Origin of the sequence: Nonomuraea sp. NPDC048892 (assembly GCF_040649735.1) — a bacterium.
Classification (GTDB): Bacteria; Actinomycetota; Actinomycetes; order Streptosporangiales; family Streptosporangiaceae; genus Nonomuraea; species Nonomuraea maheshkhaliensis.
Window position 1 is genome coordinate 240,205 of record NZ_JBEZFZ010000003.1, and the last position, 22,104, is coordinate 262,308.

The 22,104-nt window shown below is 71.2% G+C and carries 20 protein-coding genes; 8 read left to right on the plus strand and 12 right to left on the minus strand.

Features of this window, described 5'->3' with window-relative positions; genetic code table 11:
* The first annotated feature begins 128 nt into the window (after nt 1–128).
* Nucleotides 129–1,853 (plus strand): ABC transporter ATP-binding protein, encoded by a 1,725-nt coding sequence (locus AB0C28_RS10790; RefSeq protein WP_357844690.1) that lies wholly within the window; start codon nt 129–131, stop codon nt 1,851–1,853.
* Entirely contained in the window at nt 1,850–3,691 is a 1,842-nt protein-coding gene (locus AB0C28_RS10795; protein WP_357844687.1) for an ABC transporter ATP-binding protein, read from the plus strand. Before AB0C28_RS10790 ends, AB0C28_RS10795 begins: the two co-directional genes overlap by 4 nt.
* Before the next feature lie 100 nt (nt 3,692–3,791).
* Here the strand turns inward: AB0C28_RS10795 and AB0C28_RS10800 are convergent, their stop codons facing one another.
* From AB0C28_RS10800 to AB0C28_RS10820, 5 genes are all read right to left on the minus strand, one after another.
* Nucleotides 3,792–4,076: a hypothetical protein gene (locus AB0C28_RS10800; protein ID WP_357844684.1), complete on the minus strand. Its 285-nt coding sequence runs from the start codon at nt 4,074–4,076 to the stop codon at nt 3,792–3,794.
* 122 nt (nt 4,077–4,198) lie between these two features.
* The gene (locus AB0C28_RS10805) at nt 4,199–4,534 is read right to left on the minus strand and encodes a DUF202 domain-containing protein (protein ID WP_357844681.1); all 336 of its coding nucleotides are present in this window, start codon (nt 4,532–4,534) and stop codon (nt 4,199–4,201) included.
* A 3-nt stretch (nt 4,535–4,537) separates the two neighbouring features.
* Nucleotides 4,538–4,864, minus strand: a complete 327-nt coding sequence (locus tag AB0C28_RS10810) for a DUF202 domain-containing protein (protein WP_357844678.1) — start codon at nt 4,862–4,864, stop codon at nt 4,538–4,540.
* Nucleotides 4,865–4,930: 66 nt separating this feature from the next.
* Nucleotides 4,931–5,317, minus strand: coding sequence for a hypothetical protein (locus AB0C28_RS10815; protein WP_357844675.1), 387 nt, complete (start codon nt 5,315–5,317; stop codon nt 4,931–4,933).
* Between the two features lie 47 nt (nt 5,318–5,364).
* Nucleotides 5,365–6,318 carry an alpha/beta hydrolase gene (locus tag AB0C28_RS10820; RefSeq protein ID WP_358073702.1) on the minus strand — a complete coding sequence of 318 codons (954 nt, stop codon included), beginning with the start codon at nt 6,316–6,318 and terminating at the stop codon, nt 5,365–5,367.
* 228 nt (nt 6,319–6,546) lie between these two features.
* Here AB0C28_RS10820 and bla point away from each other — a divergent pair, with 228 nt between their 5' ends.
* The 5 genes from bla (at nt 6,547) to AB0C28_RS10845 (ending at nt 13,164) form a co-directional block, all read left to right on the plus strand.
* Complete coding sequence (gene bla / locus AB0C28_RS10825; RefSeq protein WP_357844669.1) at nt 6,547–7,491, plus strand: class A beta-lactamase; 945 nt, start codon at nt 6,547–6,549, stop codon at nt 7,489–7,491.
* Nucleotides 7,491–9,701: a transglycosylase domain-containing protein gene (locus AB0C28_RS10830; RefSeq protein WP_358073703.1), complete on the plus strand. Its 2,211-nt coding sequence runs from the start codon at nt 7,491–7,493 to the stop codon at nt 9,699–9,701. The genes bla and AB0C28_RS10830 overlap by 1 nt, the downstream gene beginning before the upstream one ends.
* A 170-nt stretch (nt 9,702–9,871) precedes the next feature.
* Nucleotides 9,872–10,582 (plus strand): two-component system response regulator CseB, encoded by a 711-nt coding sequence (gene cseB / locus AB0C28_RS10835; protein WP_358073704.1) that lies wholly within the window; start codon nt 9,872–9,874, stop codon nt 10,580–10,582.
* A gap of 107 nt (nt 10,583–10,689) precedes the next feature.
* Nucleotides 10,690–12,102 carry an ATP-binding protein gene (locus AB0C28_RS10840; protein ID WP_358073705.1) on the plus strand — a complete coding sequence of 471 codons (1,413 nt, stop codon included), beginning with the start codon at nt 10,690–10,692 and terminating at the stop codon, nt 12,100–12,102.
* A gap of 81 nt (nt 12,103–12,183) precedes the next feature.
* Complete coding sequence (locus AB0C28_RS10845; RefSeq protein ID WP_358073706.1) at nt 12,184–13,164, plus strand: hypothetical protein; 981 nt, start codon at nt 12,184–12,186, stop codon at nt 13,162–13,164.
* A 117-nt stretch (nt 13,165–13,281) separates the two neighbouring features.
* Here AB0C28_RS10845 and AB0C28_RS10850 read toward each other — a convergent pair whose 3' ends face one another.
* Genes AB0C28_RS10850 through AB0C28_RS10875 form a run of 6 tightly spaced genes read right to left on the minus strand, consistent with a single transcriptional unit; the run spans nt 13,282 to nt 19,995 of the window.
* Nucleotides 13,282–14,571 (minus strand): ABC transporter substrate-binding protein, encoded by a 1,290-nt coding sequence (locus AB0C28_RS10850; RefSeq protein WP_357844654.1) that lies wholly within the window; start codon nt 14,569–14,571, stop codon nt 13,282–13,284.
* A gap of 16 nt (nt 14,572–14,587) precedes the next feature.
* Nucleotides 14,588–15,754, minus strand: coding sequence for a branched-chain amino acid ABC transporter permease (locus AB0C28_RS10855; RefSeq protein WP_357844651.1), 1,167 nt, complete (start codon nt 15,752–15,754; stop codon nt 14,588–14,590).
* A complete protein-coding gene (locus tag AB0C28_RS10860; RefSeq protein ID WP_358073707.1) occupies nt 15,751–16,638 on the minus strand; it encodes a branched-chain amino acid ABC transporter permease in 888 nt (295 codons plus the stop codon). Before AB0C28_RS10860 ends, AB0C28_RS10855 begins: the two co-directional genes overlap by 4 nt.
* Nucleotides 16,635–18,485 (minus strand): AMP-binding protein, encoded by a 1,851-nt coding sequence (locus AB0C28_RS10865; RefSeq protein WP_357844648.1) that lies wholly within the window; start codon nt 18,483–18,485, stop codon nt 16,635–16,637. Before AB0C28_RS10865 ends, AB0C28_RS10860 begins: the two co-directional genes overlap by 4 nt.
* Complete coding sequence (locus AB0C28_RS10870) at nt 18,482–19,246, minus strand: ABC transporter ATP-binding protein (protein WP_357844645.1); 765 nt, start codon at nt 19,244–19,246, stop codon at nt 18,482–18,484. The genes AB0C28_RS10865 and AB0C28_RS10870 overlap by 4 nt, the downstream gene beginning before the upstream one ends.
* Entirely contained in the window at nt 19,234–19,995 is a 762-nt protein-coding gene (locus tag AB0C28_RS10875; protein ID WP_346110659.1) for an ABC transporter ATP-binding protein, read from the minus strand. Before AB0C28_RS10875 ends, AB0C28_RS10870 begins: the two co-directional genes overlap by 13 nt.
* A gap of 127 nt (nt 19,996–20,122) precedes the next feature.
* On the opposite strand from AB0C28_RS10875, the gene AB0C28_RS10880 reads away from it, so the two are divergent.
* The gene (locus AB0C28_RS10880; protein ID WP_326638317.1) at nt 20,123–20,380 is read left to right on the plus strand and encodes a UBP-type zinc finger domain-containing protein; all 258 of its coding nucleotides are present in this window, start codon (nt 20,123–20,125) and stop codon (nt 20,378–20,380) included.
* 35 nt (nt 20,381–20,415) lie between these two features.
* Here the strand turns inward: AB0C28_RS10880 and AB0C28_RS10885 are convergent, their stop codons facing one another.
* Nucleotides 20,416–21,990, minus strand: coding sequence for a Na+/H+ antiporter (locus AB0C28_RS10885; RefSeq protein WP_357844641.1), 1,575 nt, complete (start codon nt 21,988–21,990; stop codon nt 20,416–20,418).
* Nucleotides 21,991–22,104 lie beyond the last annotated feature (114 nt).

Genomic DNA, 22,104 nt, shown 5'->3' on the forward strand with positions numbered 1-22,104 from the left:
GTCACATACGGAAACCCCACCGTGAGGCCACAGAAAATCGGTTGATCCCACGTATTAGCCTAGAAGGGATGCCTCCCGATACGCACAAACCTCGCCGTCCCCTGCTCTCCTCCAACTCACTGTGGCGGATGAAGTCCTACCTCCGCCCCTACGTCACCAGATTGATCGTCATCTGGCTGACGGCGATCGCCGGAATCGCCACCGTCATCTCGTTCCCTCTCATCATCGAGAGAGTCATCGACGGGCCCGTGCAACACGGTGACCCCGGCGGGCTGTTCCCCCTCGGGCTGCTCGCGATCGGCGTCGGCGCCCTGGAGGCGCTGCTGATCCTGTTCCGGCGCTACATGCAGGTCCGTCCGGTGCTCGGCCTGGAGACCGCGCTCCGCGACGACCTGTACGAGCACCTGCAGCGCCTGCCCATGGGCTTCCACGGAGACTGGCAGTCAGGGCAGCTGTTATCACGGGCGACCACCGACCTGTCGACGATCCGCCGCTTCCTCGGCTTCGGCATGCTCTTCCTGGTCATGAACGTGCTGCAGGTCGGCGCGGTCACCGTGCTGCTGCTGAACAAGTACTGGCCGCTCGGGCTGCTGGTGCTGGCCTCGGTCGTGCCGATCGTGTGGACCTCGCTGCGCTTCGAGAAGCGCTACATCAGGATCTCCCGCCAGGTCCAGGACCAGCAGGGCGACCTCGCCACGCTCGTCGAGGAGTCCGCGATCGGCATCCGCACGATCAAGGCGTTCGGCCGCCGCCACCACGTCTACGACCAGTACGACGACGCCGCGCTCAAGGTGTACGGCACGTCGATGGACAAGGTGCGCCTGTCGGCCAAGTTCTTCTCCTTCCTGGAGATCATCCCCAACGTCACGCTGGCCCTGGTGGTGCTGCTCGGCGCGCTGGCGGTCGGCCAGGGCGCCCTGACGCTGGGCGCGCTGGTCGCCTTCACCACGCTGATGCTGCAGCTCGTCTGGCCCGTGGCCAGCCTGGGCTACCTGCTGGCCATGGCCCAGGAGGCGATGACCTCCGCCGACCGGCTCATGGAGGTCATGGACACCGTCCCGGCCATCGAGGGCGGCACCGGCACCATCGAGGAGCCGCGCGGCCACCTGCGCTTCGAGGGCGTCGGCTTCCGCTTCGCCGACTCCGAGGAGCCGGTGCTGCGTGACGTCTGGCTGGAGGTGCGGCCGGGCGAGACCGTGGCCATCGTGGGCGCGACCGGGGCGGGCAAGACCACCCTGACCGCGCTGGTGCCGCGCCTGCTCGACCCCACCTCGGGCCGGGTCACGATCGACGGCCACGACGTGCGTGACCTCGACCTGAAGACGCTGCGCTCGGTGGTGGCGACGGCGTTCGAGGAGCCCACGCTGTTCTCGATGAGCGTGCGCGAGAACCTCATGCTCGGCCGGCTCGACGCGACCGAGGAGGAGCTGGCGCAGGCCATCCAGACCGCGCAGGCCATGTTCGTCTACGACCTGCCGTGGGGCCTCGACACCCGGATCGGCGAGCAGGGGCTGTCCCTGTCCGGCGGCCAGCGGCAGCGGCTCGCCCTGGCCAGGGCGGTGCTGAGCAAGCCGCGCGTCCTCGTGCTCGACGACACGCTGTCGGCGCTCGACGCCGAGACCGAGGCCCTGGTGGAGGAGGCGCTGCGGCACGTGCTGCGCGAGGCGACCGGCATCGTCGTCGCCCACCGCGCCTCCACCGTGCTGCTGGCCAACAAGGTCGCGCTGCTGCGTGACGGCACGATCACCCATGTCGGGCAGCACCGCGAGCTGCTGGCCCGGGTGCCCGAGTACCGGGAGCTGCTGGCTCAGGACGCCGACTTCGACGACGCCTCGGAAGGAGCACTGCGATGACCACGACAGCTCCGGAGAAGGGCGGCGACTGGCGCGGCGTCGCCTCCGAGGATCAGGACGAGCTGCCGCAGAAGGTGTCCGTGCTGCTGCGGTCGCGGTCACGGCGGCTGCTCGGCGACCTGCTGCGGCCGTACCGGAAGAAGATCGCGCTGCTCGTCCTGATCATCGTGACCTCCAACGCGGCCGGGCTGTCGATCCCGTTCCTGGTCTCGGTGGGGATCGACGAGGGCATCCCGCCGATCGTGTCCGGCTCGGGCGCCACGGTCCTGGTGACGGTGGTCGGGGTGATCCTGGCCGCCGCGATCATCCAGGCGTTCACCCGGCAGGCGTTCCTCGGGCTGATGGGCTCGATCGGCCAGAACATCCTGCTGGAGCTGCGCCGCAGGGTGTTCGACCACTTCCAGCGGCTGTCGCTGAGCTTCCACGAGGGCTACACCTCCGGCCGGGTCATCTCCCGGCTGACCTCCGACATCGAGGCCATCGCCGAGCTGGTGCAGTCGGGGTTCGACGCGCTGGTCAAGGCGGTGCTGACGCTGGTCGGCACGGCGGTGCTGCTGCTCATCCTGGACGTGCACCTGGGCCTGGTGGCGCTGGTCCCGCTGCCGCTGCTGCTGCTGTTCACCAAGTGGTTCCAGCGGCAGTCGGCCATCGTCTACCGGCGCACCCGCGAGGCGGTCGCCCTGGTGATCGTGCACTTCGTGGAGTCGATGATCGGCATCCGCGCGGTGCAGGCGTTCCGCAGGGAGCCGCGCAACCAGGAGATCTTCAAGCAGCTCAACGACGACTACCGGGCCGCGAACGCGCGCAGCATGTACCTCGGCGCGACGTTCATGACCGGGGTCAGGCTGATCGGCAACATGACGATCGGCGCCGTGCTGCTCTACGGCGGCTACCTGGCTCTGCACGGCGAGGTCAACATCGGCGTGCTGGCCGCGTTCCTGCTGTACCTGCGCCAGTTCTACGAGCCGATGCAGGAGATCAGCCAGTTCTACAACACGCTGCAGTCGGCCGGCGCGGCGCTGGAGAAGCTCTCGGGCGTGCTGGAGGAGGAGCCCTCGGTGCCCGAGCCGCGCGAGCCGGCGTCGCTGCCGCAGGGCAGGGCGCGCGGCAAGGTGCGCTTCGACGGCGTCGAGTTCGCCTACGTCAAGGAGATGCCGATCCTGCCCCGCCTCGACCTGACCATCCCGGCGGGTCAGAGCGTGGCGCTGGTCGGCGCGACGGGCGCGGGCAAGACCACGCTGGCCAAGCTGATCTCCCGCTTCTACGACCCGACCGAGGGCGCCGTGCTGCTCGACGGCGCCGATCTGCGCACGCTCGACGAGCCGACGCTGCGCCAGGCCGTGGTCATGGTGACACAGGAGAACTTCCTGTTCAGCGGTACGGTCGCGGACAACATCAGGTTCGGCCGCCCCGACGCCACCGACCGCCAGATCCGCGAGGCGGCCAAGGCCATCGGCGCCCACGAGTTCATCTCGGGCCTGCCCGACGGCTACGACACCGAGGTGGGCAAGCGCGGCGGCCGCATGTCGGCCGGGCAGCGGCAGCTGGTCGCGTTCGCCAGGGCGTTCCTGGCCGATCCGGCCGTGCTGATCCTCGACGAGGCGACCTCCAGCCTCGACGTGCCGAGCGAGCGGCTGGTGCAGCGGGCGTTGCGGACGATCCTGGCCGACCGGACGGCACTGATCATCGCGCACCGGCTGTCGACCGTGGAGATCGCGGACCGGGTGCTGGTGATGGAGCACGGGCGGATCGTCGAGGACGGCCCGCCCGACCAGCTCATCGCCGCCTCGGGGCGCTTCGCCGGGCTGCACCGGGCGTGGCTGGAGAGCCTGAGCTAGCGTCGCGGTGAGCGAGCGTGGCCAGATAGCCAGATGGTCGCGGTGATCGGCCGCGCAGGCGTGCCCGTCAGGAGCGGGCACGCCTGCCGGCCGTCGGTACTTACCAGTACAGCGGTTTGCGCACCGGGGTGAGCAGCGGCGTCGCGTCGGGCGCGGGCGGCTCGGCCGGTGGGATCAGCTCCGGATGGCGCGACAGGTAGCCGTCCGGGAACATCGTGACGTCCTGGCACCCGCACTGCGGGCAGTTGACGCCCGCCGACGGCGGCGCGGCGGGAAGGCCACGCCGCAGCCAGATCTCCCCCGTGTTTCCGTGGTCGTTCTCGAAGTGCCTGACGACGTAGTCCTCCTGCCAGACGTGCCAGCAGTGGCGGCACTCGAAAGGCACGCTTCTGTGTACTTCTTCCACGAGGTCACCCCCTGCTTCGAGTGTCCGTCCCCTTCCCGGCTTCCCGCAAGCGGCCTTACCGAACACTGACGAGCGCGAGCGGCCGCACCGGACGCCGAGCCTTACCGGACGCCGACGACGAAGGCGATGGCGCCCGCGACCACGCTCAGCGTGCCGAGCCAGGCGAAGACCGCGTCGAGTCCCGCGTCCAGCGGCCGTCCGGCGTGCAGCGCCGCCTGCACGCGGCGGAAGCGCAGTCTCGTCCTGATCAGCAGCACGCCGCCGCAGAGCGCGGCCAGGGCGAAACCGGCGATCGCGAACGCGGGCAGGGCATGCCGCAGGGCCAGCCCGGTCGCCGCCAGGCCGCCCGTGGACAGGGCCACGGCCGTGCGCACCCAGGCCAGCCGGGTGCGCTCGCTCTGCAGGCCCTCGTCCCAGATCTTCTCGCTGCCGGGCACCGGTCAGCCGGACACGACGATGAGGACCAGGGCGGCCACGGCCACGGCCGCGACGCCGTAGCCGAAGACGGCCGCGAGGGCGGGCGGAGGCAGCGGCGCCCGCTGCCGCAGGGCGCGCTGGATGTTACGCCAGCGGGGGTAGGCCATGCCGGCCGCCAGCGCCGAGAGGGTGACCAGCACGACGGCCAGCGTCGTGCGGATCCACGGGACGAACACGTCGGAAGGCAGCGCCGCCATGGCCACCCCGCCCGCGCTGAGCGCCAGCGCCGTGCTCAGCCAGGTGAGGAAGGTGCGTTCGTTGGCCAAGGTGAAACGCGGGTCGGGTTCCATAGGAGAAACGGTAATTCGTCACCATTTCCCCTAGAGAAGGCGGGATTCTCCCGGACGGCTTCAGGCTCAGGTGCAGGCCTGGGTGATCTTCTCCACGTACGCGGCCCCGTCGGTGCCGACCTTCTGCACGGCGTCGACCGCGTCGTTGGCGTCCTTGACGGTGATGCCGGTCAGCGTGGCGGCCAGGTTGTCGGAGGCTTCCTTGATCGTGGTGTTGGCGGCCTTGTCGGAGACGTCGTTGAGCTTGGTCGCCGCGTCGTCGAGCGCCTTGTCCATGGCCTGCGGGTCGTTGGTCAGCTTGGCGATCTCGGCGCCCAGCTCGGCGACGATCTTGGGTGCCTCCAGGCAGGCCTGGGCCTTGTCGATGGTGCTGTTGACCTCGCTGCAACCGGCGGCGAGGACACACGAGGCGAAGAGGGCCAGGGGCACGAACCGGCTTCTGTAGTGAGGCATGATTCGACCCTACCCAAGGGTATGGCCACGTGCTGTGAACGATCGGCTCAGGATAGCGACCGTAGCCATCCGGTGAGGAGCCGGTTGACCTCGTCCGGGCGCTCCTGCTGCACCCAGTGGCCGCAGCCGTCGAGCAGGTGCGCGCCCGACAGGCCGGGCAGCGTCCTGGGCAGGGCCTCGATGGCGCCGCCCATCCACGACGTGGTGGGGTCGAGCTCCCCGCCGACGAACAGCGCCGGCCGCGTGATCGCCGCGCCGTCCCACGCGGCGAGGTCCTCCCAGTCGCGGTCCAGGTTGCGGTAGCGGTTGAGCGCCCCGGTCAGGCCCGTACGCTCGAACTCGCCCGCGTAGACGTCGAGGTCGGCCTCGGTGAGCCAGGCCGGCCTGACGCCCTCGGGGAAGCGGTCGCGCAGCCGCCCGCCGGGCCGGACGCGCCAGGCGCTGTCGCCCATCGTGTCGCCCGACAGGCTGGCGTAACAGCCGGCCAGCCAGCCGCGCACGTCGGGCTCGATCTCGGCCTCGGCCCGCCCGGGCACCTGGAAGTAGCTGACGTAGAACTCCTCGTCGCCGCCCATCCTGGCGAACCCGTCGGTGGGGCGGCGGGGGCCGCGCGGCGCGTACGGGACGCTGAGCAGGCCGACCGCGCGGAAGAGGTCGGGCCGCAGCAGGGCGGAGTTCGCGGCGATCGGCGAGCCCCAGTCGTGCCCGACGATCACGGCGGAGCGCTCGCCCAGCGCCCGGACGACGGCGGCGTTGTCGGCGACGCAGGCCAGCATCCGGTAGTCCGCGACGCGGGCCGGCTTGGACGAGCGGCCGTAGCCGCGCACGTCCACGGCCGCCGCCCGGAACCCGGCCGCGGCGAGCGCGGGGAGCTGGTGGCGCCACGAGTACCACGACTCGGGGAAGCCGTGCACCAGCAGCACCAGCGGGCCGCTGCCCTGCTCGGCCACGTGGATCCGGCCTCCCGGCACCTCGACGAGCCGATGCGTGATCTCGGACATCTCCACCTCTCCCTGCCTCAGCGCGTGCACCCAGCACTATGGCGCGCGCCCGGCGGCCCGCGCCAATCACGTTGCCGTTACGGCAAAGAAGTCCGCTGATCCAGGTTGACCTGCGGTCATTCCGGATCCGATATGAGTTCTTTCGCGATATCGCTATTAGACATCGGCCGAGGGCATCTGCTTTGCTCCTGCCCTCCGGATCCCGATCGACGAAAGCAAGGACTACGTATGCGCAACCTCCGCTGCCCCGCCGCCCTGCGGGCGACCGCGCTGACGGTCTCCCTCCTGGCGGGCGCCGCCCTCGCCTCCGCCCCTGCCACTGCGGCGGCGACGGCGCCCGCAGCGCAAGCGGCACCGTCGGGTGAGGCTCAGGTCAAGAAGGAGCTGCGGGCGCTCGAAGCGTCGTTCGACGGCCGCATCGGCGCGTACGCCATCGACACCGCCAGCGGCAGGACCCTGGCCTACCGGTCAGGTGAGCGTTTCCCGCTGCTGTCCACGTTCAAGGCGATGGCCTGCGCGGCGGCGCTGCACCGGGCCCGCACCAGCGAGCCTGGCCTGATGGACAAGGTGGTCAAGTGGACCGCCGCGGACCTCAAGCCCAACTCGCCGACCACGGAGAAGCACGTCAAGGACGGCCTGACGGTCGCCAAGCTGTGCCAGGCGGCCATCACCCTGAGCGACAACACCGCGGGCAACATGGTGCTCAAGCAGATCGGCGGGCCGGCCGGGCTGACGCGGTACTTCCGTACGCTCAAGGACCCGGTCTCGCGCCTCGACCGCTGGGAGACCGAGCTCAACGACTGGGCGCCCAAGGACAGGCGCGACACCACCACGCCCGCCGCCATCGCCCGCGACCTGCGCGCGGTCACCGCCGGCGGCGCGCTGAACCCGAAGGACCGCGAGCGGCTCAACGGCTGGCTGATCGCGACCGAGACCGGCGGCGCCCGCATCCGCGCCGGTCTGCCGAAGACCTGGACGGTCGGCGACAAGACCGGCACGAACACCGAGATCGGCGCCGGCAACGACATCGCCGTCGTCTGGCCCGCCGGCCGCAAGGCCGCCCCGATCATCCTGGCCGTCTACACCAACCGCGAATCCGCCGGCGCCGTCACGAACGACGCGGCCATCGCGCGTGCCGCCACCATCCTGGCCCGCGGTCTCGGCAGGCTCTGATGGAACGACGGGGGACGAAGATCGCACGCCTGGCCGCGGCGGGGGCCGCGGCCGGCGTTCTGGTGGCGGCCATCGTGATCCCGGCCGTGGGGGGCGCCGGGGCCGGGTTCGTGGCGGCGGCCGAGGAGGTGAACCTCGCGCCCGCCGACCTGACCGAGCCGCCGCCGGCCGAGGTGACGATCGTGCGGGACGCCAAGGGCGGCGAGATCGCCCGGTTCTACGAGGAGTACCGCGAGGTCGTCGGCTTCGACGAGATCTCGCCTGTGATGAAGACGGCGATCGTGGCGATCGAGGACTTCCGCTTCTACCAGCACGGGGCGATCGACATCGAGGGCACGCTGCGCGCGCTCGCCACGAACCTGCGCTCCGGCGGGGTGAGCCAGGGCGGGTCCAGCATCACTCAGCAGTACGTCAAGCAGGTGCTGTTCAACGCGGCCACCACGGACGAGGATCGCCACGCGGCCCTGGAGGCGAGCTACGCGCGCAAGCTGAACGAGCTGCGGTACGCGATGGGCATCGAGGAGAAGTACACCAAGGACCAGATTCTTGCGAAATATCTGAACATCGCGTACTTCGGCGCGAGCGCGTACGGGGTGGAGGCGGCGGCCAAGCGCTTCTTCGGCACGCACGCGGCCGACCTGACCCTGCCGCAGGCGGCGACGCTGGCCGGCGCCGTCCAGGACCCGAACGCCACGGACCCCAACCTGGGCCGGGCGCAGCGCGACCGCCTGCTCAAGCGGCGCAACGTCGTCCTGGACCGGATGGCCGAGCTGGGCGAGATCACCGCGGATCAGGCGGCCGAGGCCAAGGCGGCCAAGCTCGGGTACAAGGGCACTCGCCTGCCCGGCGGCTGCGAGTCCAGCAAATATCCGTATTTTTGTCTTTATGTCCGCCAGGAGATTCTCCGCAATCCCGACTTCGGCCCCACCGCCGAGGCTCGGCTGGCCAGGCTCAACCGCGGCGGCCTGACGATCACGACCACCCTCGACCCCGGCATGCAGGCGGCCGCCGAGCAGGCCGTCGCCCGTTACGTGCACCCCTCCGACTCGCCGGTCGCGGCCCAGGCCCTGGTCCAGCCCGGTACGGGGGCGATCAGGGCGATGGCGGCCAGCAGGCGGTACGGGACGAAGGCGGCCAGGAACGAGATCTCGTACAACGTGGTCGCCGACACCGCGCACGGGGGCGGCATCGGGTTCCAGCCCGGCTCGACCATGAAGACGTTCACCCTGATCACCGCGCTGAAGCAGGGCATGAAACTGGACGACGGGCTGGCCGCCGGGGCGGGCTACCGGGCGCCGTCGTACGCGACGTTCAAGAACTGCGCCGGACAGAGCATCGGCGACCCCGGCCACACCGTCACCAACGACGAGGGCTCCCCCGGCTGGAAGACGCTGCGCAGCGGCACCTGGAACTCGGTGAACACGTTCTTCATGGAACTGGAGGAGCGGGTCGGGCTCTGCGAGACGGTCAAGACGGCCAAGTCCCTGGGCGTGCGGCGGGCCGACGGGAAGAAACTGCAGGAGTACGAGACATTCACGCTCGGCATCAACGAGAGCGACCCGGTCACCATCGCAACCGCCTACGCGGCCATCGCGGCGCGGGGCGAGTACTGCGCGCCCATGGCCGTCACCCGGATCACCGGCCGCGACGGCGAGAGCACCCGCTACCGGCCCAAGTGCCGCCAGGCCCTCGACCCGGCCGTCGCGGACGCCACCGCCGAGGTCCTGTCGGGCGTGTTCACCAAGGGCACCATGCGCGGGGTCGGCGGCCTGGGCCGGGACGCGGCCGGCAAGACGGGCACCACGGACGACTACGCCTCGGCCTGGTTCGCCGGCTTCACCCCCGACCTGGCCGGCGCGGTGAGCCTCGGCGACCCCCGGGGCTCGCAGCGGTACAAGCTGACCGGGGTGACGATCGGCGGACGGTACTACGGGTCGGTGCAGGGGGCGAGCATCCCCGGCCCGATCTGGCGAGACACGATGCTGTCGGCGCTGCGCGGGGTGCCTCCCACGGCGTTCACCCCGGTGGATCAAGCCCGCTTCGGGGGCTGCGCCGAGAGCTGCCGCCCGGAGAAGCAGGACCCTGAACCGACCCCTCTGGGGACCGCCACGCCCGAAACGCCCACCACAGGGGCACCCGTCACGGAGACGACCGCCCCGGCGGCGGAGACCCCGGAGATGACTCTGGACCCCGGCGACATCCTCAACTGACCGCCGACCGCGTCGGGGCGGGGCAGGCGATCAACGCGGCCGGCGTGCCGCCCGCGCCGGGGCGGGCGACCGACCCGCCTCGGCCCGGCGCCCTCCGGCTCGCGTCGTGTGGCGGCGTTCTCCGGCGCGCGGGGTGAGCGGGGGTCGGCCGGGGGCACGTATCGTACAGCGTGACCTGCATCCTGCTCGTCGAGGACGACGACGTCATCCGCAAGACCGTCTCCATGGCACTCGGACGCTACGGTTACCAGCTCGACACCGCCGCCGACGGGCTGAGCGGGCTGGAGGCGTTTCGCGGTGGCGGGCACGATCTGCTCGTGCTCGACGTGATGCTGCCCGAGCTGGACGGCATCAGCCTGTGCCGCCGGGTCAGGGAGTCCAGCCAGGTGCCGATCCTGATGATGTCGGCGCGGGGCGACTCGCTGGACGTGGTGTCCGGGCTGGAGGCGGGAGCCGACGACTATGTGGTCAAACCGGTCGACATCCCGGTGCTGGTGGCCCGGATCAGGTCGGTGCTGCGCCGCGCCGCCGCCCCGGCGGAACCGTCCGGCGGGGCCTCGTCGGGTGGGGCCTCGTCCGGCGAGGCATCGTCCGGTGTGCTGACGTTCGGCGAGCTGAGCGTGGATCCGGCCGCGCTGGAGGTGCGGCTCAGCGGGCGACTGGTCGAGCTGGCCCCGACCGAGATGCGGCTGCTGCTGGAGTTCGCCGCGCATCCGGGCATCGTGCTGGAGCGGGCCACGCTGCTGCGCGAGGTGTGGGACTACGGCTGGGACGGTGACAGCCGTGTCGTCGACCTGTGCGTGCAACGGCTGAGGAAGAAGATCGGCGCGGACCTGATCGAGACCGTGCGCGGATTCGGCTACAAGCTGCGCAGGTCATGAGACGGCGAACTGAGCGGGTCGTGAGACCGGGGTCGTTGCCAGGGCCGTCGTGGTGGACGGTGGCGGGGTCGTTGCCGGGATCAGCGCCATGGAAGGTGGCGGGGTAGGTGCCAGGGTCATTGCGGTGGAAGGTGGCGGCGCTGATCACGGTGGCCTGTTGCGCCGTCGCTGCCGTGGTCGGGGTGCTGGTGCACCGGATGACGTTGGAGCGCACGATGCGGCTGGGCGAAGGCCGGGCGCTGACGGACGTGGCCACGGTCGCGGCGCAGTACCGGACGGGCGCCGCCCCCGAGCAGCCCGTCCCGTGGACCGACTGGATCCGGGATCCGGCCGAGCTGCCCGCGGCCTTGCGCGCGCGGCTCCCCGCCGAGTCCCCCACCGAGTCCTCCACTGGGTCTCCCACCCGATCGCCCACCGACTCGCCGGCCTGGGCGCCCGACGGGTCAGCCGTCACCTGGTACGACGACCAGAAGCCGGATCAGCCGTGGATGTGGGCGGCGCTGCGGGTGCACGGCGGGTTCGTCGCCACGTCCAAGATCGACATGAGCTCGGACCTCGCGGGCCTGCGCGCACTCGACCGCGCCATGGTACTGGCCGCGCTGACCGCGCTCGCCGTGGTGGTACCGCTCTCGGCCCTCCTCGCCGAGCCGGCCAACCGGCGACTCCGCCGGGTCGCCGTCACCGCCCGCCGGATCGCAGCCGGCGACCTGGACGCCCGCGTCGCCACGGCGAAGAGAGATGATCCGGGAGGCCAGGACGAGATCGCCACGAGAAAGGGGCGCGGTCCTGGTCAGCGGCAAGGGATCGGCGTGACGAAGCGGCCCGGCCGGGGGGACGAGATCGCTGACATCGCCGTCGCCGTGGACTCGATGGCGGCGAGCCTGCAGCACCGCCTGCTGGCCGAGCAGCGGTTCACCGCCGACGTCGCGCACGACCTGCGCACCCCCATCATGGGCCTGGTCGCCGCCGTCGAGTTGCTGGACGAGGGTGAGGCGGCCGACCTGGTACGCGACCGCGTACAGGTACTGCGCTCCCTGGTCGAGGACCTGCTCGAAGTGTCCAGGCTGGACGCGGGCGCCGAGGTGGCCGATCACGTACGGGTGCCGCTGGCCGAGCTGGCAGCGCAGTCCGCGGCCCGGGTGGGCGTCGAGGCACGGGTGGTGATCCCGGACGGCGGCGAGCCGGTCGCCGTGACCGATCCGCGCCGTCTGGACCGGATCGTGGCCAACCTCGTGCTGAACGCCCGCCGCCACGGCGAGCCCCCGGTGCTGATCACCGTACGAGACCACCTGGTCGAGATCCGCGACCACGGCCCGGGTTACCCGCAGGAACTGCTGGCCGAGGGCCCGCGCCGCTTCCGCACCGGCGCCGCCGAACGCGGCCGGGGACACGGTCTCGGGCTCACGATCGCGCTGGGCCAGGCGGGTGTCATCGGCACGGAGCTGTCCCTGGCCAACGCCGAGGACGGCGGCGCGCTGGCCACCCTCCGTCTCCCCCGCCGGGATCCGGGCACCTCCTGATACAGGGTTGATACACGATCAAGCCGGTCCGGAGACACGGTCACGACGGGACGAACACATGGGCGGCGCAGCATGGCCGCCATGTCACGTTCATCCGCGTTCAAGCTGCCGGTCCGGCTGCCGCGCCTGCTGCCGATCCTGACCGTCGTCCTGCTCGCGGTGAGCGGCCTGGCCGGCTGCGGAGCCGTGCCGCACGTCGCCGGCGCGACCGTCTCCGGCGTGTCCCTGCCATGGCCGGGCGAGGGGCAGGCGGCGGTCGAGGTGGAGGGGCTGGGCAGCCTGGGCGTCAGCGGCGAGGCGGAGCCGGTGCCGATCGCCAGCGTGACGAAGGTCATGACCGCGTACGTGATCCTGCGCCGCCACCCGCTGAAGCCCGGCGAGGACGGCCCGCTGGTCGAGGTGGACCGGACGGCCGCGGACGAGTCGTACTCGGGGCAGGAGTCCACCGTGCCGCTCCTTGAGGGGCGGCGGATCCGGCTGCGCCGCCTGCTGGAGCTGATGCTGGTGCCGTCGGGCAACAACGTGGCCCGCCTGCTGGCCCGCTGGGACGCCGGTTCGGAGGAACGCTTCGTCTCGCGGATGAACGCCGCCGCCCGCCGCCTGGGCATGGCTGCCACCATGTACACGGGAGCCAGCGGCAACGAGGACAGCACCGTCAGCACCGCCGCCGACCAGCTCGTGCTGGCCGGGGCGGCGATGCGCGACCCGGTGTTCCGCGCGGTGGTGGCGCAGGGCGACGCCGCCGTGCCGGGCGACGTCAGAAGGCTGCCCAACACGAACGCGCTGCTGAACCGGCACGGCGTCGTCGGCATCAAGACCGGCTCGGGCACGGCCGCAGGGGGCAACCTGATGTGGGCGTCCCGGGTGCGGGGCCGCCTGGTGCTGGGGGTGATCCTGGGTCAGGCGGCCGGAAGTGACCCGGTCACCGGCAAGACGGCCGCGCTGGAGGCGGGGGCGAGGATGAGCGCGGCGGTCGAGCGGTGGCTGCTCGAAACGACGACGGCCCAGGCCCACCCCGGCTCAGGGGCGGGCGCGGCGGCGGGCGATCCGGCTCACAAGTGAGCGCGGCGGCGGCTCACCCGTCTCGCGGGCGAGCGCGCCACCGCACAGCGCCACCGCACAGCGCCACCGCCCAGCGCCACAGCCCAGCGCCACCGCCCGGCAAGCGCCGCCGAGCGGCTACAGCTTGGTGTAGCAGGGCCCGTCGAACGTGTACGCCTGCGCCGTCGGCCCCACGAAGAAGTCCTTGGCGATCGTCACCCCCGTCGTCGCCTTGTCGTCCACCTTGTTGATCAACGTCTGCCGGAACACGGACGCCCCGCTGGCGTCGGCGTAGTTCCCCGCCTCGGGCGGCAGCATGCCCTCGTAGTCCACGCTGGTGAGCGTCTTCACCGCGGCGAGCAGCCCCTTCCTGCTGATGTCCCCGCCGGCGACCATCTTGTCCAGGGCGGCCTTCATCGGGTACGCCCACGCCCACCCCGAGGTGTAGCCGTCGTTCGGGGTCACGCCAGGCAGGGCATCGCGCATCGCCTTGTGGCCGGGGGTGTCGGCGTCCCAGGGCTTACCGGGGGCCGACTGCTCGTACAAGGCCTTCAGCGCGGGCGCGGCCGGCGACTGGAGAAGGGCGGGGTTCCAGGTGGGGCCGGTGCCGATGAAGCGGCCCTTGTAGCCGGCCGCCGCCGTCTGTCCGACGATCGTGGCGGCGTCCGCCGGGCCGGTGGTCAGGATGACCAGGTCGGGCTTGTTCTTGGTGATCTCGGTGATGGCCCGGCCCTGCTCGGTCGCGCCGGACGGCGTCTCGACGCTGGTGAACGTCAGCTTGTTGCGCTCGGCGGCCACCTTGGCGCCGGCCGCGGCGTCCGCGCCGTAGTCGCCGGCCAGGTGCACGGCCATGACCGACTTCGGCTTGTACGTCTCCACCGCGTAGTCCACCGAGTTCATCGCCTCCACGCAGTAGTTGGAGCCGGTCTCGATGATGACGTCCTCGAACTCCCAGGCCGAGGTCCAGGAGGCGGGGGCCGCGACGATGGAGTTCGCCTTGAGGTCGCCGATGATGGCGGCCGTGGTGGGCGAGCCGAGCGTCTGGGCCAGGCCCAGCACCTGGTCCTTGATCTCGTTGTAGACCTGCCGGTGCACCTCCGGGTTGTACTTGTTGTCCTTGACGTACCGGGTGACGTCCACCTCGTACCGGCCGCCGATGCCGCCCGCCTTGTTGACCCGGGCCCAGAACGCCTTCTGGGCGTCGGTGATCGGCACGGCCAGCGCGGCGAAGGGGCCGGAGGTGAGGTCGGAGACCGTGCCGAGGTAGATGCAGCCCTTCTTGGTGTCGACGGCGGACGGGCACGGTTCGGTGGTGACGCCCGGAGCCTGGGCGCCGCCCTTGCTGCCCTCGTCGTCCCCCCGGATGACGCCGCACGCGGACAGAAGGGCCACTATGGCGATACTCACCAGCACATAGCGACTCTTCATCAGGAATCCCTTCTGATCAGTACGAGAAAGGCCAGGACTTCCAGTAGTTGCGGACCCGGATCCACAGGCCGAACAGGCCCCGGGGCTCGAAGATGAGGAACAGCACGATCAGCAGCCCGTACAGGACGGTCTCGACCTGGAACACGTTCGGCGTCTGCGTGGTGTCGCCGCTGATGAACGGCACCAGCGCCGGCAGCGACCTGGTCACCGGCTGCAGCAGCGAGATGAACAGCGCGCCCGCGATGGCCCCCGACACCGTCGCCACCCCGCCGATCAGCACCATCGCGATGAACTGCACCGACAGCAGCAGGTTGAACGAGCCCGGCTCGACGTAGCCGGAGATCGTGTAGAGCAGGCCGCCCGCGCAGCCCGCGTAGAAGGAGGAGATGCCGAAGGCGAGCACCTTGTACCTGGTCAGCGGCACTCCGATCACCGCGGCCGCGATGTCCCGGTCGCGGATGGCGGCGAAGGCGCGGCCGACGCGGGAGCGGGCCAGGTTGCGGGCGGCCACGGCGAAGACGATCAGCAGCGCCAGCATGAGCGTGTAGAGGACCTGCTCCTTGGTGCCGAACGGCCCGTCCTGGTCGAGGCGGACGCCGAGCAGCTCGGGCACCGCCGCCTCCCGGCCGACGCCTGGGCCGCCGGTCAGTTCCTGCCACTCCTTGAAGACGTGCTCGCCGAGGAAGACCAGCCCGAGCGTGACGACGGCCAGGTAGAGGCCGCGCAACCGGCCGGCCAGCGGCGCCACCAGCACCCCGGCCGCGGCGGCGACCAGGCCGGCGGCGGGCAGCCAGATCCAGACCTCCGCGATCCCGAAGCCGATGTTCTCGCCGTCCACCGGGCCGGAGAGCGCGGCGGCGGTGTAGGCGCCGATGGCCACGAAGAACGCGTGCCCGAGCGAGACCTGGCCGGCGTACCCGGTGACGATGTTGAGCCCGATCGCGCCGATGGCCAGCACGTACGCCCCGGCCAGCACCTCCAGCGACCGGTCCTGCAGCAGCACCGACAGCCCGAACGCCAGCGCCACCAGCAGCAGCGTCCACAGCCGCTTGGCGGGGGTGTCGAGCAGGGCCATGTCCTGGGCGTAGGAGGTGTAGAGCAGCGGCCGGCCGCGCACCCTCCGAGACCGGCCGGTCGGTATGTCTGGGGCGACGGATGCCGCCTCTTCCCGCGTCTCGGTCATACCCGTTCGACCTCCCGGGTCCCGAACAGCCCGTACGGTTTCACCAGCAGGACGATCAGCATCACCACGTACGGCGACACGATCGCGAAGTTCTGCCCCAGCCACGGCGCGAACTCCCCCTGGTACGACTGGAACAGCGACTCCACCACCCCCACGACGAGCCCGCCGGCCACCGCGCCGCCGAGCGAGTCGAGCCCGCCCACGATGATCGCCGGCAGCGCCTTCAGCGCGATCACCCAGGTCATCTGCTCGATCCCCTGGCCGGTGCCGACGAACATGCCGGCGATGGCGGCCAGGAATCCGGCCAGGCCCCACGACAGCGCGAAGACCGCGCCCACGGAGACCCCCTGCGCCAGCGCGGTCTCCTGGTCGAAGGCCGCCGCCCGCATGGCCAGCCCGTAGCGGGTGTGGCGGAAGAAGGTGAACAGCAGCGTGACGAGCACGGCGGTGACCACCATCATGGCCAGCCAGCGCGACTGCACGACCAGCGGGCCGAGCGACACCTGAGTGAACCCCCACGGGTCGCCGACCTGGCGCACGTCCCTGCCGATGAAGCCGTTGACCACCACCCGCACGACCACGTCGATCCCGAGCGTGATGATCGCCACGACGAAGACCGGCCGGCCCACCATCGGCCTGATCGCCACCCGTTCGATCGCCAGCGCGACACCGGCGATGAGCAGCGCCGACAGCAGCACGGCCAGGTAGAAGCCGGTCACCTCGGCCAGGTAGCTGACGGCGACCGCGCCGGCCAGCATGAGGGCGGGCTGGGCGAAGCTGATCACCCGCGTGGCCTTGTAAATGATCACGAAGCCGAGCGCGAGTAACGCGTAGACCGAGCCGTTGCCCAGCCCCCTGATCACCGTCTCCAGCAGGCCCTTCACCGGGCGTACATCCCTTCGACCAGGTCCTCGAAGAGCTTGGCCACGGCCGAGCGCTTGACCTTCTGGGTGGCGGTCAGCTCACCGTCCTCGTGGTCGAGCTCCTTCGGCAGGAACGCGAACCGCTTGATCTGCTCGACGTAGGCGAAGCGGGCGTTCACCTCGGTCACGACCCCCTGGACGAGCTCCCGCACCTCCGGTTTCTCCGACAGGTCCCGATACGTCGTGTACGGCAGCCCGCGCCGCCGCGCCCACTCCCCCACCGTGTCCGCCTCGATGCCGATCAGCGCCACCAGGTACGGCCGCTGGTCCCCGACGACCACGGCCTCCTTCAGGTACGGCGACGCCTTCAGGACGTTCTCGATCTCGCTCGGCGCGATGTTCTTGCCGCCGGCCGTGATGATGATGTCCTTCATCCGGTCGGTGATCCTGATGTGCGTGCCCTCGGCCCATTCGCCCACGTCGCCGGTGTGCAGCCAGCCGTCCTCGTCCAGCACGTCCGCCGTGGCGCGCGGGTTGCGCCAGTAGCCGGCGAAGTTGCCCGGATGCCGGGTCATGATCTCGCCGGTGGCCTCGTCGATCTTCACCTCGGCGCCGGGGTGCGGCTCGCCGACCGTGCCCAGGCGAACCCGTCCTGGACGGTTGGCGGTGGCGATGGCGGTGTTCTCGCTCATGCCGTACACCTCGTGCATGGGCAGGCCGATCCCCATGTAGAACTTGAGCACGTCCGGCGCGATCGGCGCGGCTCCGGAGGCGGCGTAACGCACGCGCCGCATGCCGAGCCGCTCGCGCAGCGCGCGGTAGCAGAGCAGCCAGCCCGCCCCGTACGCGGCCCGCGTCCAGAACGTGTGCCTGCCGCCGGTGCGCACCAGCGCGGTGCCGATGCGGTCGGCCACGCGCAGCCAGAACCGGGTCAGCGCCCGCTTGACCGGCGAGGCCGACTCCAGCCTGATGTCCACCTGGGCCAGCACCTTCTCCCAGATGCGCGGCACCCCGAACAGGATCGTCGGCTGCACCTCGCGCAGGTTGGCCTGGACGGTGTCGATGGACTCGGCGAAGTTCACCTGCACGCCGGCCGCCGCGTTGAACCAGACCGTGAACGCCCGCTCGGCCACGTGGCACAGCGGCAGGTACGACAGGATGAGATCGCGTTCCGACGGCGGCGGCGAGGCGAACCCGCCGCCCTCGACCAGGACGCGTACGGCGAACTCGACGTTCGCGACGGTCAGCATCACGCCTTTGGGCGGCCCGGTGGTGCCGGAGGTGTAGATGAGCGTCATCACGTCCGACGGGCGCGCCTCGGTCATCCGGCGCTCGACGGCGCCGGGGTGCGCGGCGCGGTGCCCGGCCCCGAGGGCGAGCAGCTCGGGCCAGGACATCAGGACGTCGTCGTCGTAGCGCCCGCGGATGCCGCGCGGCTCCAGATAGACGATCCGCCGCAGCTCGGGGCACTCGCCGAGGACGGACAGCGCCTTGTCCACCTGCTCCTGGTCCTCGGCGACGAGGATCTTCGCGCCCGAGTCGGCCAGCAGGTAGGCGACCTCGGCGGACGGGTTGGTCGGGTAGAGGCCGACCGTGATGGCCCGCACGGCGACCGCGCCCAGATCGGCGTACAGCCATTCGGGGCGGTTCTCCGCGTGCACGGCCACCCGGTCGCCCGGCTCGACGCCGAGCGCGAGCAGGGCGTGCGCGACCAGCTCCACCTGCGTCCAGTACGCGCCCCAGGTGACCTCCTGCCAGATGCCGAGGTCCTTGTGCCGCATGGCGACGGCCCCGGGATCGCGCGCGGCGCGCTCGCGCACCCTCGTGACGATGGTCGCCGTGGCCTGGGCCTCGGTCCGCACGCTCATGCCGTTCCTCCCAGGTACGCCTCGATGACCGCCGGGTCCCGCTGCACCTCCACCGGGGCGCCGAGCGCGACCTGGCGGCCGAAGTCGAGCACGAGCACCCGGTCGGCCAGGTCCATGACCAGCCCCATGTCGTGGTCCACGAGCACGACGGGGATGCCCAGCTCGTCTCGGATGTCCATGACGAACCTGGCCATGTCCTCGGTCTCCTCCAGGTTCATGCCGGCCACCGGCTCGTCCAGCAGGAGCAGCTTCGGCTCCATCGCCAGCGCGCGGCCCAGCTCCACCCGTTTCTGCACCCCGTACGGGAGCAGCCGCACGGGGTGACGGCGCCACGGCTCCAGTTCGAGGAAGTCGATGATGTCCTCGACCTTGGCGCGGGCGGCCAGCTCGGCCCGGCGGGCGCGGCCGTACCAGAGCAGGGCCGACAGCGCGCCGTAGCGGAAGTGGTGGTGGCGGCCGAGCATCAGGTTGTCCAGGACCGTCAGGTTGTGGAACAGCTCCACGTTCTGGAACGTCCTGGCCATCCCCATGGCGGCGATCTCGTGCGGGCGGCGGGCCAGCAGGTCCTCGCCGAGGAACGTGACCCGGCCGCTCTGGGGCCGGTAGACGCCGGACAGCACGTTGAAGATCGAGGTCTTGCCGGCGCCGTTCGGCCCGATGATGGCCAGCAGCTCCGCCTGGCGCACCTCGAAGGAGACCCCGTCCACGGCCTTGACCCCGGCGAAGCTCAGGTGCACGTCCTCGAAGGTCAGGAGAGCCATCGCTTCCTCCGCTTGTAGTGCTTGACCTCGCGGAAGGACCGGACGGCCCCCAGGTAGAACTCCTTGATGTCCTCGTCGGCGAGCAGTTCGCCGGCCGGCTTGTCCATGACGATCTTGCCGGTCTCCATGACGTAGCCGTGGGAGGCGATGGACAGGGCCATGGTGGCGTTCTGCTCGACCAGCAGGACCGTGGTGCCCTGGCGGTTGATCTCGACGATGAGGTCGCGGACCTGGCCGACCAGTGACGGCGCCAGGCCGAGACTGGGCTCGTCCAGCAGCAGGTACTTCGGGCCCGCCATGAGCGCGCGGCCGACGGCCAGCATCTGCTGCTCGCCGCCCGACAGGTAGCCCGAGACGCTTCTGCGCCGCTCGCGCAGCAGCGGGAAGAGGCCGTAGACGCGGTCCAGGTGGGACTCGCCCGCGGTGTGGCCGCCGACTTTGAGGTTCTCCTCGACGGTCAGCTCGGCCAGGATGCGGCGGCCCTCCATCACCTGGCTCACCCCGCGGCGGACGATCTGCGCCGGCCGCAGGTGGTGGATGGGCTCGCCCTCCAGCGTGACGCCGCCCTTGGTGATCTCGCCGTCGTGCACGCCGAGCAGGCCCGAAAGGGCTCGCAGCAGGGTGGTCTTGCCGGCGCCGTTCGCGCCGAGCAGGGCCACGATCGAGCCAGGCGGGACGCGGATGCTCACGCCGCGCAGCACGAGCATCACGTCGTCGTAGACGACCTCGAGGTTGCGTACCTCAAGCACGCGCGGCTCCTCGGGATTGTGTGGCCTGTGTCACTCCCCCCGATGACCTCAATGTCCACGTTCGCCCGCCCAGCGACAAGGGCCCCGGCCGAAATTCGAACGCGACTCTCGGCCTAGGATTTCGAGTATGGCAATTTGTGAGCATCTTTCTCAGGCCGCCGACCCCGCCGCCAGGACGCCCGACGGGTGCGAGGAGTGCCTGGCCCACGACGGCCGGTGGGTCCATCTGCGCCGGTGCCTGGAGTGCGGGCACATCGGGTGCTGCGACTCCTCGCCGGCCAAGCACGCCACGGCCCACTTCCACGAGAGCGGCCATCCGGTCGTGCAGTCCTACGAGCGCGGCGAGAACTGGCGGTGGTGCTTCGTCGACAGCCAGATGGGCTGACGCGCTGGGCCGGGGGGCTCCTCCGGCCGCGTGTGTCAGCGTTCGAGGATGGCCTCTTCGAAGTCGAGCTGGGCCATCACTTCCCGCAGCACCTCGTCGTCGAGGCGGCGCTCGTCGCGCAGCCGGACGAAGACCTGGCGCTCGGCCTGCAGCATGTCGCGGCGCAGGCGGCGGTAGAGCGCGCTCGGTGTCTCCGCGCCGCCGGGGCCGGTGCCGCCGCCGAGGCGCTCCCACGCCGACAGGGAGCGCCGCCACGACTTCTCCCTGAGCTGGTCGATGACCTGTTTCTGGATCTGGTCGGGCTCGCCCTCCTGCTCGCCGACCAGCCGGTCGAGCTCCGCGAGCCCCGCTTCGAGCGCCGCCTGCTGGGCCGCCGCCTCCGCCAGGCGGTCGTCGTAGCGCTCCTGCTCGCTCGACACGCGCAGCCGCCTGATCAGCGCGGGGAACGTGGTGCCCTGGATGAGCAGCGTGCCGATGACCGTGGTGAACGTCAGGAACAGCAGCAGCGCCCGGTCCCTGGCCGGCACCGTGGGCGGGATGGCGAAGGCCGCCGCCAGCGACACCACGCCGCGCATGCCCGCCCAGCCGAGTATCACCGTCTCCGCCGCCGTCGGCCGCGTACGGCCGAGGAGCTTGAGCAGGTAGGTGTGGCCGAACATCCAGGCGAACCTGGCCACAATGGCGACCGCCAGCACCGCCCCGGCGTAACCCGCCACCTCCCAGGCCCCGTAGCCGGTGATGCCCTTGATCACGGTCACGAGCTGCAGCCCGATCAGCGCGAACACCACCGCTTCGAGGAAGAAGTCGGTGACCTTCCACACGGCATCGGACACCAGCCGGGTGCCGAACCCGCGCAGATGCATGCGATTGCCCAGGTAGAGGCCGACGATCACCACCGCGATCACGCCCGAGGCGTGCACGGACTCCGCCGCCAGGTAGGCGGCGAACGGGATCAGCAGCATCAGCGTGTTCTCCACCAGCGAGTCGCGCGTCCGCTGGAACAGCCACGCCAGCGCGAACGCCAGCACCAGCCCGATCACCACCCCGCCGGCGGCGGCGAACACGAACTCGCCCAGCCCTTCCCACACGCTGACCGCGCCGCCCAGCGCCGCCCCGATGGCCACCCGGTAGAGGGTGAGCGCGGTGGCGTCGTTGAACAGGCTCTCGCCGATGAGGATCGTCAGCGCCCGGCGCGGCAGCCCCAGCCGCCGGCCGACCGCGACGGCGGCCACCGCGTCGGGCGGGGCGATGATGGCGCCGAGCGCGAACGCCAGCGCCAGCGGCAGGTCCGGCAGCATGAAGTTGACCAGCATCCCGACCACCGCCGTGGTGAACAGCACCAGCCCGACCGACAGCAGCCCCACCGACCGCCTGACGTCACGCAGGCGCAGGTAGGAGCTGTCGAGCGCGGCGGAGTAGAGCAGCGGCGGCAGGAACACGTAGAGCACCAGCTCGGGCTGCAGCGGCACCGCCGGCACCATGGGCGAGACCAGCAGCCCCGCGGCCACCAGCAGCAGCGGGGCCGGCCAGCCCATGCGCCTGGCGACGGCCGCCACGGCGATGGCGCCGGCGGCCACCAGCAGCAGTTGCAGGCCCATGGTCGATGTCAACGCCGCGCCCCTCCCACGCCCAGCCCGATGGGGTCGGGACCGCCCTTCGGAGCCACGGCTCCGCGGGGCTCGCTCCACGACTCGTGATCGGCCGCCGGGGCCAGCCCTGGCCCG